The following is a 10,946-nucleotide window of genomic DNA, read 5'->3' on the forward strand; positions in this document are numbered from 1 at the left end:
AGACATGAGTGCGCAAATTTGGCCTGCATTGGGCCTGCTGCGCAGGCCAGCGGGAGCAAGCTCCCTCGCCACAGAGGCGGTTTCAAACGCCCAATCAGATGAAAGATTCGGCCTTGATACAAACCAATACTTTAAATCTATATGAGAATTACTATAAATTACGCGATTGAGCCTGCCACTATCCTGCCATGCCTGTTTCAGGCATGCCGAGTGGCACAGGGATAGCTGTCGCAGTCGCTGCGCACGGGGAGTCATGTTGGAAAACTACTATCGCGAACTGGTGTGTTTCCTCAACGCCAGGCTAGGCAACCGCCAGGCGGCCGAAGATGTGGTGCATGACGCCTATGTGCGGGTGCTGGAGCGCGCCAGCGATACCCCCATCGAGCAGCCCCGGGCGTTCCTTTATCGCACCGCGCTGAATCTGGTGATCGACGGGCATCGGCGCAACACCCTGCGCCAGGTCGAATCCCTCGATGTGCTCGACAGCGAAGAACGGTTCTTTACCCCATCGCCGCATACCAGCCTGGACCACGGCCAGCGCCTGGACATGCTGCAACGGGCCTTGGCCGAGTTGCCGCCGCTGTGCCGCGAGAGTTTCCTGCTGCGCAAGCTCGAAGGTTTGTCCCACTCGCAGATCGCCGGGCGCCTGGGCATTTCCAGGGCGCTGGTGGAGAAACACATCGTCAATGCCATGAAGCATTGTCGTATTCGCGTACGGCAGTGGGACGCGTCCTGATTCACCCTCGCTGATTCTCGGTGGTAAATTTCCCTGCATTGTCCTCGTTCCTCTCAACAGACGACTGACGGCCTAGTGCGGGCCGCTCAAGTCACCCAGGCTTTCGCGCCCTGTTGAGGGGCTTCTCCAGAGGACACTGGACATGACTCAGGCAATTGCAGCGCCCACCGTTCACGATTTGATCGGCATCGGCTTCGGCCCCTCGAACCTGGCGCTGGCCATCGCGCTTCAGGAACGTGGCCCGGTTCAGGGCGAACTGGATGTGTTGTTCCTCGACAAACAGGCCGATTACCGCTGGCACGGCAATACCCTGGTGACCCAGAGCGAATTGCAGATTTCCTTCCTCAAGGATCTGGTGACCCTGCGCAACCCGACCAGCCCGTACTCGTTCGTCAATTACCTCAAGCACCATGGTCGCCTGGTGGATTTCATCAACCTCGGCACCTTCTACCCGTGTCGCATGGAGTACAACGATTACCTGCGCTGGGTGGCGGCGCAGTTCGCCGGCCAGAGCCGCTACGGCGAAGAGGTGCTGCGCATCGAGCCGGTGCTGCACAACCAGCAGGTTGAAGCACTGCGGGTGATTTCCCGCAACGGGCGGGGCGAGGAGAATGTTCGCACCACCCGTTCGGTGGTGGTCAGCGCTGGCGGCACGCCGCGCATTCCCGAGGCGTTCAAGGAGTTCAGGGGCGATGCGCGGGTATTCCATCACTCGCAGTATCTGGAGCGCATGGCAACCCAACCGTGCGTGAGCGGCCAGCCAATGAAGATCGCCATCATCGGCGGCGGCCAGAGCGCAGCCGAAGCCTTCATCGACCTCAACGACAGCTTCCCATCGGCACAGGTCGACATGATCCTGCGCGGCTCGGCGCTCAAGCCGGCCGACGACAGCCCGTTCGTCAACGAAGTGTTTTCGCCGGAGTTCACCGACCTGGTCTTCCAGCAACCCCACAGCGAGCGCGAGCGGCTGGTCAATGAATACCACAACACCAATTATTCGGTGGTCGACATCGACCTGATCGAACGCATCTACGGGATCTTCTATCGCCAGAAAGTCTCCGGCATCGCCCGCCATGCGTTCCGTACCCTGACCACGATCGAAAAAGCCACGGCCACGGAGAATGGCGTGGAGTTGGCCATGCGCAACAACGCCACCGGCGAGCCGACAAACCGGCGCTATGACGCCGTGGTGCTCGCCACCGGCTACGAGCGCCAGATGCACCGCACCTTGCTGGAGCCGCTGGCGCAATACCTCGGCGATTTCGAGGTGGATCGCAACTACAAACTGATCACCGATGAGCGCTGCAAGGCCGCCATCTACATGCAGGGCTTTTGTCAGGCCAGCCATGGTTTGAGCGACACCTTGCTGTCGATCCTGCCGGTGCGCGCCGACGAAATCGCCGGCTCGCTCTATGAGCACGGCAAGCAACGCGACCTTGGCCAATCGGTACGCGAACAGTTGCTGGCCACGGCATAAGCCAGGCGGCAGGCGGCGAAGCGGTGTTGCGGGCATGAGCGCAAGCCCGAGATCGCCGCCTGCGCCGAGGTTATTTCTCGATAACACATCAGGAAATTCCTCAGAAACTTCCTACACTCCAGTCACGCTTCCTGTATTTTCGACAGGCGCGCTGACGGTTCGCTGTTCCCTCGCTTTGGCAGGCAGAACCTTATTTTCACCCAGGTTCGGTTGCGCTCGTGCGCCAACTTTGCCAAGGCCAGGCGAAACTCTCTAATCCGATGATGGTGTTTTCACGCATGAGCCTGGCGGCGTTGTGGCTGGGCTTATTGAGCATGGCGCCGCAGGTCGTCGCTGCGCCCGAGTCGCTGCAGGTGCTTGGGCGTTCCATCGTGAGCGGTTATTCAGTGTCATTGAACGCGGCCGATCGGGCCTGGCTGCGCCACAAGGGCATATTGCTGCTGGGCGCTTCGGCGCCGGATTATGCGCCGTTCGGCATCACCGGCAATGGTCACGAATACGAAGGCCTGACCGCCGATTACGCCGGGTTGCTCGGTCAGTTGTTGCAGGTCGATGTGCAGGTGCGCCGGTACCCGTCACGGGCCGAGGCGCTGCAGGCCCTGCGCGGTGGTGAGATCGACATGCTCGGCAGCGCCAATGGCTTCGAGGCCAGCGACCCGGAACTGGCGATGTCCCAGGCCTACGCCGATGACCAGCCGACCCTGGTGACCCGTGCCGGTGACAACCGCAAGCTCGCGCCGGACCTGGCGGGCAAGCGGCTGGCGATGCTCTATCACTATCTGCCCCCTGAGGCGGTCAAGGCTTTTTACCCCAAGGCTTCGCTGCAGTTATACCCGTCGACCCTGAGCGCCATCGGTGCGGTGGCTTTCGGCCAGGCCGATGTCTATCTGGGGGACTCGATCAGTGCCCATTACCTGATCACCAAGAACTATCTGAACAACGTCCAGTTGGCCGATTTTTCACGTTTGGAAGTGCAGCCCTTCGCGTTTGCCCTGGCGCGTGACAACACGCGCCTGTTGCGAATCATCAACAGCGCCTTGCAAGCGATTCCCGGCACCGAGCGCATGGCGATCCTGCGCCGCTGGAGTGCCGGGGGCGCAAGCATGCCCGGCCACCAACGGCTGCATTTCAGCGTCAACGAACAACGCTGGCTGGACACGCATCCGCGGATCAGGGTGGTGATCAATGATCATTTCATGCCGCTGACGTTCATTGACCAAGAGGGGCACTTTCGCGGCATCAGCGCCGATGTGCTGGCGAAAATCAGCCTGCGCACCGGGCTGAAATTCGATACCCGGCACGGTGAGTCGCTGGAGGATCTGATCGCCCAGGTCAAGCGTGGCGAGGCCGACGTCGTGGCCGCGTTCCCGCCGGGTTCCGATTACGCCGATGAATTGAATTCCACCCGACCCTATCTGAGCAATCCCTACGTGCTGGTGGCCGCCCTGGATACCCAGGCCCCCGTCACGCCGGAGCAGATGGCCGGCAAGCGCCTGGCGCTGGTGCGCGGCAATGTGCTGCGCGATTACCTGCTGCAGCAATTTCCCGAGGTGCAACTGGTGCCGGCACAGAACGCCGCCGATGCCCTGGCCATGGTGGCTTCCGGCGCGGTGGACGCGGCGATCAGCCCGCTGCTCAATGCCAGCTACATGATCTCCCGTCAGTACCGCGACACGCTGAAGATCACCTGCACCGTCGGCACCGAGCCCGCATTGATCGCCTTGGGCACCCGTCGGGATGCACCGGAACTGCATTCGATCCTGGACAAGGCGCTGCTCAGCATTTCCCCTGAGGAAATGGACGAATTGACCAACCGCTGGCGCACGGAAATTGTCGTGGAGGACAGTTACTGGCTGCGCCACCGCACCACTGTCCTCCAAGGCTTCGCCATCGCTGCAGTGCTGTTGCTCCTGGCACTGGGCTGGATCGGCTATCTGCGTCATCTGATACGCAAGCGCCGGCAGGCCGAAGTCGCCCTCAACGACCAACTGGAATTCATGCGAGTATTGATCGACGGCACGCCGCATCCGATCTATGTCCGTGATCGCGAGGCGCGACTGCTGTTGTGCAACAGCGGCTACCTGGAGGTATTTGGTGCTGAACGGCAGAGCGTAATCGGCAAGACCCTGCTCGAAAGCGCGCCGGGGGATCCGGTCGAGGCGCGGCTCTACCACAATGACTACCTGCAGGTCATGGAGCAGGGCCTACCCCGGGTCCAGGACCGCTACTTGACCGTGGCCAGCGGCGAGGTGCTGACCATCTATCAATGGATGCTGCCGTATCGCGGCAGCGACGGCGCGGTCAGCGGCATGATCGGCGGCTGGATCGACGTCAGCGAGCGCCAGCATCTGCTCGAACAATTGCGCGTTGCCAAGGAAAGTTCCGACGACGCCAACCGGGCCAAGACCACGTTCCTGGCGACCATGAGCCATGAGATCCGCACGCCGATGAACGCGGTAATCGGCATGCTCGAACTGGCGCTGAAAAAGGCTGAGCAGGGCATCGTCGATCGGGCGGCCATCGAGGTCGCTTCGGGCGCCGCCCATGGCTTGCTGGGGTTGATCGGTGACATCCTCGATGTTGCCCGTATCGAGTCCGGGCGGATGTCGCTGGCGCCGGAGCGTGCCAACCTGCGGCAGCTGGTCGAGTCGGTGGCGCGGGTTTTCGAAGGCCTGGCCTGGCAGAAACACCTCGCCCTGCAACTGGCCTTGGACGATAAGCTCGACCGCGACGTGTTGATCGACCCATTGCATTTCAAGCAAGTGCTTTCGAACTTGCTCAGCAACGCGATCAAGTTCACCGATGAGGGCCAGGTGCGCTTGATCGCCGAGGCCGTCCCCGGCAGCGAAGACCGGCGTCTCGCTGTTCGCTTGCGGGTGGAAGACACCGGCCGCGGGATTTCCCTTGAAGACCAGCAGCGGCTGTTCCAACCGTTCACCCAGGTTGGCGGCAACCGCGAGTCGACCCACGGCGGTTCCGGGCTGGGGTTGGTCATCAGTCGTACCTTGTGCGAAATGATGGGCGGCGCCCTGACGATGAGCAGCCTGCCGGGGCAGGGCACGCAGGTCGAGATCCGGCTGGATCTGCCGGTGTACGACGCCTTGCCTCAGGTTCCGCAGGCCACGGACAAGGCGCCGTTGCCGATGCGCGCGCTGGCTATTCTGGTGGTCGATGACTATCCGGCCAATCGCCTGTTGCTGTGCCAGCAACTGAGCTATCTAGGGCACAGCGTGCAGGCGGCCTCGGAGGGCGTGCAAGGCCTGCATGCGTGGCGCGCCGGGCACTTCGACATGGTCATTACCGACTGCAACATGCCGTTGATGAATGGTTACGCATTGACCCGCGCCATTCGTGAAGAAGAGCGCGCACGAGGCCTGTCGCCGATATTGATACTGGGGTTCACCGCCAATGCCCAGCCAGAAGAAAAGCAGCGTTGCGTCGACGCGGGAATGAACGATTGTCTGTTCAAGCCCATTGGTCTCGAAGCCCTCGGCGCGCGGCTGGCGCAGGTTTTTCCGGAACCGGTCGCAGGGTTTCCTGAAGCGCAGCCCGAGGCGCCCGCGGATGATTTCGACCTGGACGGCCTGGCGCAGTTGACCGGTGGTGATACGGAGGCGCTGAACAGCCTGATCAGCGAACTGGTCACCTGCAATACCGAAGACACCGCGCAATTGCTGCGCTTGTCCGCCCGGCATGATCTGCCCGGACTCGCCGACCTGGCGCATCGGATCAAGGGCGGGGCGCGGATGGTCAGGGCGCAAGGTCTGGTTAGCGCGTGCGATGCCCTGGAAGACGCGTGCCGGGGCCGGGATGCGTCGTCATTGGTCGATGCGGTGGGCGATTTGCAGCGGGCGCTCGAACATTTGACCGGGCGGCTGCGGGTTTCTTCGCTGCGATCAGGTTGAGGTGGTTGCTGAGCGGCATGAGGGGATATTGACGCAGGACTGCGCCATGGGTGTCATTTACCCAGTTTTTAAGATTTTTCCTACAGCGTCCTTGGGAAGCTTTCTCTAGCCTGACGCCTCCTGACGTTCATGGGCCGCCGTACCCGTCGCGTTGCCATTGGATGCCCGTCATGCCGAACAAAGCGTTACGTATCATGATTGCCGATTCAGAGCATTTTCATCGATTGAAGCTGGAGCGCCTGTTCAACCAACAGGGTTATTTCCGGATCGCACCGGTGAACGACATGGAGGAATTGTTGCTGCTGGTGGAGTACGGCAGCGAGCCGTTCGACGTGATCGTCGCCAATGCCCGACTGGCAAGCGGCGGAGTGGAGTTAGCCGATTTTCTGATCGACAACCTCCAGGTGCTTCACGGGTTGATTTACAACGCGCCACAGGCTGGCGTGTCGCCGCAGGTGGGTGGGCGCCGGGCCAATGTGCAACTGAGCCATGCCGCGTTGCCCGATGCTGACGCCCTGGCCTGCCTGATGGCGCAGGTCGAGGATGCAAGCATCAGCGAGCTGGCCCGCGCGTGACAGGATGGTTGTCGCCACGATGACCGCTGGTCACACCTGTCAGATCTGACAGGTGAATCCTGCCCACCGTTTGTGCAAGAGTTCGATGCCGTCTGGCACCAATGTCATTTGTAACTACCAGGGAGCTGCCGTGAAAGACGTGTTGATCGTGGACGACCACCCGGTCATTCGAGGAGCTTTGCGGCTCATTTGCCAGAATGAAGGGGCTGCGCAGGTCCGCGATGCCAGCAGCGTGGCGCAAGCCAGGGCCTTGATCAAGGAAGGCATCCCCGACCTGGTGATCCTGGACCTGGTGATGAACGGTTTCGACGGCCTTGAACTGTTGAGCTGGATCATGGCCGAGTTCCCGTCATGCGGGGTGCTGGTATTTACCTCCCAGGATGCCCAGCATTTCTGCAACCGCTGTATCTCGGCGGGAGCCCGAGGGTTTGTCACCAAGAAAAGCGACCTGAAGGAATTGACCAAGGCCATTCATGCATTGAAGTCCGGTTACTCCTATTTCCCGCAGATGTCCGTCCGCCTGGATTTCCAGCAGCGCACCGAACAGCAGGCGCTGGAGAGTCTCTCGATCCGCGAGCTGTCAATCCTGCGGATGCTGGCCATGGGCATGCGCGGCAAGGACATCGCCGAAGCCTTGTTCCTGAGCCCCAAGACGGTGAGCACCTACAAGACCCGTCTGCTGGAAAAGCTTGGCTTGAAAACCCTGGTGGGCTTGTCGGATTTCGCCAAGCGCAATCACTTGTAAGGCGCCACGGAGCGCCTTGCCGCTGCGCTAGGCCATGTCGCTCTGGCTGAACTCCTCGGCGAGGAAGTCGATCAATGTCCGCACCGAGGGCAGCAAGCCACGGCGTGAGGCGAATATCGCATGGACGATCCCGCATTTCGGCGTCCAGCCCGGCACCAGTTCCACCAGGCGTCCGGCGGCCAGGTCTTCGCGCACCACGACCGTGGGCAGGTGAGCGATGCCGATGCCCGCCAGCACCGCATGACGCAAGGCCAGCAGGTCATCGGTGACCATCCGCGGTGCGTGGCGGATCAACGCGCGGCTGCCGTCCGGGCCGAACAGCTCCCATTGATATTCACGTTGCGCCGAGCCCCAGTGGACGCTGGGCAGGCCATTGAGGTCCGCCGGCGAGGCGGGGGACGACAGGCCTTCGCGATAGAGCGGGCTGCCGACCAGACACTGCGTGCTGTTACTCAACACTTTCATGACCATGTCGGTATTTTCCAGCGGGGGAAAACGGACCCGCAAGGCAATATCGAACCCTTCATGGAGCAGGTCGACGCGGCGGTTGGTGCTCTCGATGAACAGTTCCACCCGTGGGTATTTGACCATGTAGCGGGTCAGCATCGGTCCGACCCAACTGTTGAGCAGCGCCGTCGGGCAACTGATGCGCACGAGCCCCTGGGGTTCGGAGCGGTTGCGTTCGATCACTTCGGCGGCACTTTCAGCCTCGACCCGCATCGCCAGGCAGCGCTGGTAATAGGCCTGGCCGATTTCCGTCAGCGAACAATGCCGGCTGGTGCGATGAATCAACCTGACGCCCAGGCGCTCCTCCAGCTGAGCAATTCGCCGGCTGAGCTTCGATTTGGGCATGTCCAATGCCCGGCCAGCGGGGGCGAAGCCGCCATGCTCGACCACTTGGGTGAAGTAGTACAGGGTGTTGAGGTCTTCGATGATCGTTCTCCTGATGGAACGCTACGGCCGATTTTTGCAGTCTAGCGCATCAAGGGGCGCGGTTTTAAGCTGTTCCCATCGAATGGCAATACCCGATTGGAGACACAGCATGAAAAATATCGCCGGCATCTATACCAGTCCGCGGCCTCATTGGGTCGGCGACGGCTTTGCGGTTCGCACGCTGTTTTCCTACGACAGCCTGGGCAAGCATGTCAGCCCGTTCCTGCTGCTCGATCATGCGGCCCCCAGCGAATTCGCACCGACCACCGAGCGACGCGGCGTAGGCCAGCACCCTCATCGTGGTTTCGAAACCGTGACCATTGTCTATCAGGGCGAGTTGGAGCATCGCGATTCGACTGGCAGCGGCGGCAAGATCGGCCCCGGTGACGTGCAATGGATGACCGCCGCGTCCGGCATCATTCACGAAGAGTTCCACTCCGAAGCCTTTGCCCGGCAGGGCGGGTTCATGGAAATGGTCCAGCTGTGGGTCAACTTGCCCGCCAAGGACAAGATGGCGCCGGCCGGCTACCAGACCATTCTCAAGGGCGACATCCCACAGATCGCGTTGAAGGACGGAGCCGGTAGCTTGCGCCTGATTGCCGGGTCCTTCGAAGGGCATCAAGGCCCGGCGAAGACCTTTACCCCGATCGACGTCTGGGACATCCGCCTGAACGCCGGGAAGCACCTGAGCGTGGCCGTGAATGACGGTTACAGCACCGCACTGGTGGTGCTGCGCGGTACCGTCCAGGTCAACGGCCGTGAGCGCGTCGAGCAAGGGCAACTGGCCCTGTTCGAACGGGCCGGCGACCAATTGAGCTTTTACGCCGACCATGACGCGGTGGTTCTGTTGCTCAGTGGCGAGCCCATCGATGAACCCATCGTCGGCCATGGCCCGTTCGTGATGAACAGCGAGCAGGAAATCCACCAGGCCTTCGAAGACTTCCATTCCGGGCGCTTCGGCCGGATGGACAGTTGAATGGTCGCATAGCCCTGTAGATATCTCCCCCATGGGATCTGCGGTGTACCTGGGTTTTGTGTTAGCACTGTGGGTGATCTCTACAGAGTGTCCATTGTATGCCAATCTTCGCCAATGGCCTTCCTGGAGCTGTCCGATGTTGTCTCTGTTCACTGACCACCCGCTGCTTTCTGCCTTGGCATTGCTTGTGCTCGATCTGGTGTTGTGGCGGCTGGTCAGCGCCGACCGGACCTACTGGAAAATCGGTGTACGGCTGCTGATCTTTTCGTTGTTCAGCGTGCTGCTGTTCAACGAAGGCCTCAATCCGATGGAAAAAGCCCAGTGGGTCGACGACGTGCCCCGGCATCTGGCGGCAACCGGCTTGCAGATCGGCTGGTGGTTGTTCGCCGCGCGCACCCTGACGGTGATGATCGGCGCGGTGATGATGCAGCGCGTCGGCCATACCGGGCGGTTGTTGCAGGACCTGCTCGGAGCGGTGATTTTCCTGGTCGCGGTCATCGCCGCGTTGGCTTACGTGCTCGACCTGCCGGTCAAGGGGGTACTGGCGACATCCGGCGCGATGGCGATCATCGTCGGCCTGGCGTTGCAGAGCACCCTCAGCGATGTCTTCTCCGGCATCGTGCTCAATACCACCAAGCCCTACCAGGTCGATGACTGGATTTCCATCGATGGCACCGAAGGCCGGGTCACCGATATCGATTGGCGGGCTACGCGGCTGCAGACCGCCCAAGGGAGCATGGCGGTGATCCCCAACTCGCTGGCGGCAAAAGCCAAGATCATCAACTTCAGCCGGCCAAGCGATGTCCATGGTTTGTCGATCAGCCTCCAGGTGAGCCCTCACGCGAGGCCGCAAACGGTGATCGACGCGCTGGAACGGGCAATGATCGGTTGCCGTGCGTTGTTGGCCAATCCGGCGCCCTGCGTGGCGCTCAAAAGCACTGGCAGTGGCGGAGCGGAATACGAGATCAGCGGATTCGTTGCCTCGATGGCGCAGAAACGCGGGGTACGCAACCAGTTGTTCGACCTGGCGTTCCGGCATTTGCAGGCGTCCGGCGTAAGCCTGCTGTCCACCAGTGAAAGCGCCGCCCCCGCGGTGGTGTCGCGGCCCCGGGCATTGCTGGAGAGCTCGAACATTTTTTCCACGCTGCGCCAGGATGAAAAAGACACCTTCAGCCAGAACATGACCCTGCAAACCTTCCGCGCCGGCGATGTGATCCTGGCGGCCGGGGAGGTCAGCGACCATCTGTTCATCATCGAGTCCGGGGTGGTCAGCGTGACCCTCATGCGTAACGGCCAGCCGCTGGAGGGCGGGCGCATGGGGCCGGGAGAAGTCATCGGCGAAGCCGGAATCGTCGCCGAGCAAGCCGCACTGGCGAACTTCTCCGCCAAGACTTTCTGCACTCTCTATCGCATCGAGAACAGCTACCTCAAGCCCTGTCTCGAAGCCCGTCGCGATATCAACGACGCGATGAAAAATCTATTGGACGTGCGCATGCACCTGGCCCAGAACCTGACTCGCGACCTGCCCAAGCCGGTGGCCAAGAAGCGTTTTCTGCAGTGGTTGCGCAGCCGGGCCTGAGTACCTGTGGTGGGGGGGGG

Annotated in this window: 8 protein-coding genes; 7 read left to right on the forward strand and 1 reads right to left on the reverse strand. The window is 61.6% G+C overall.

Going from position 1 to position 10,946, the window contains the following annotated elements:
• Positions 1–253 precede the first annotated feature (253 nt).
• The 5 genes from ACE04F_RS13240 to ACE04F_RS13260 all read left to right on the forward strand — a co-directional run bounded on the left by ACE04F_RS13240 (position 254) and on the right by ACE04F_RS13260 (position 7,438).
• Positions 254–736, forward strand: coding sequence for a sigma-70 family RNA polymerase sigma factor (locus ACE04F_RS13240; protein WP_305495896.1), 483 nt, complete (start codon positions 254–256; stop codon positions 734–736).
• Between the two features lie 142 nt (positions 737–878).
• The gene (locus tag ACE04F_RS13245) at positions 879–2,213 is read left to right on the forward strand and encodes a lysine N(6)-hydroxylase/L-ornithine N(5)-oxygenase family protein (RefSeq protein ID WP_486107299.1); all 1,335 of its coding nucleotides are present in this window, start codon (positions 879–881) and stop codon (positions 2,211–2,213) included.
• Positions 2,214–2,431: 218 nt separating this feature from the next.
• Positions 2,432–6,118: a transporter substrate-binding domain-containing protein gene (locus ACE04F_RS13250; protein ID WP_486107301.1), complete on the forward strand. Its 3,687-nt coding sequence runs from the start codon at positions 2,432–2,434 to the stop codon at positions 6,116–6,118.
• A gap of 170 nt (positions 6,119–6,288) precedes the next feature.
• Positions 6,289–6,693 (forward strand): hypothetical protein, encoded by a 405-nt coding sequence (locus ACE04F_RS13255; protein ID WP_486107303.1) that lies wholly within the window; start codon positions 6,289–6,291, stop codon positions 6,691–6,693.
• 130 nt (positions 6,694–6,823) lie between these two features.
• Positions 6,824–7,438 carry a response regulator gene (locus ACE04F_RS13260; RefSeq protein ID WP_486107305.1) on the forward strand — a complete coding sequence of 205 codons (615 nt, stop codon included), beginning with the start codon at positions 6,824–6,826 and terminating at the stop codon, positions 7,436–7,438.
• A gap of 27 nt (positions 7,439–7,465) precedes the next feature.
• Here the strand turns inward: ACE04F_RS13260 and ACE04F_RS13265 are convergent, their stop codons facing one another.
• Positions 7,466–8,371: a LysR family transcriptional regulator gene (locus ACE04F_RS13265; RefSeq protein WP_486107323.1), complete on the reverse strand. Its 906-nt coding sequence runs from the start codon at positions 8,369–8,371 to the stop codon at positions 7,466–7,468.
• Between the two features lie 109 nt (positions 8,372–8,480).
• Between ACE04F_RS13265 and ACE04F_RS13270 the strand changes: the two genes are divergently transcribed.
• Together ACE04F_RS13270 and ACE04F_RS13275 are read left to right on the forward strand one after the other, a co-directional pair.
• On the forward strand, positions 8,481–9,347 hold the full coding sequence (locus ACE04F_RS13270; RefSeq protein ID WP_486107307.1) for a pirin family protein: 867 nt from the start codon (positions 8,481–8,483) through the stop codon (positions 9,345–9,347).
• 136 nt (positions 9,348–9,483) lie between these two features.
• Positions 9,484–10,926, forward strand: a complete 1,443-nt coding sequence (locus tag ACE04F_RS13275) for a mechanosensitive ion channel domain-containing protein (RefSeq protein WP_486107309.1) — start codon at positions 9,484–9,486, stop codon at positions 10,924–10,926.
• Positions 10,927–10,946: the final 20 nt, after the last annotated feature.

The organism is Pseudomonas sp. AGC41, from assembly GCF_057334555.1.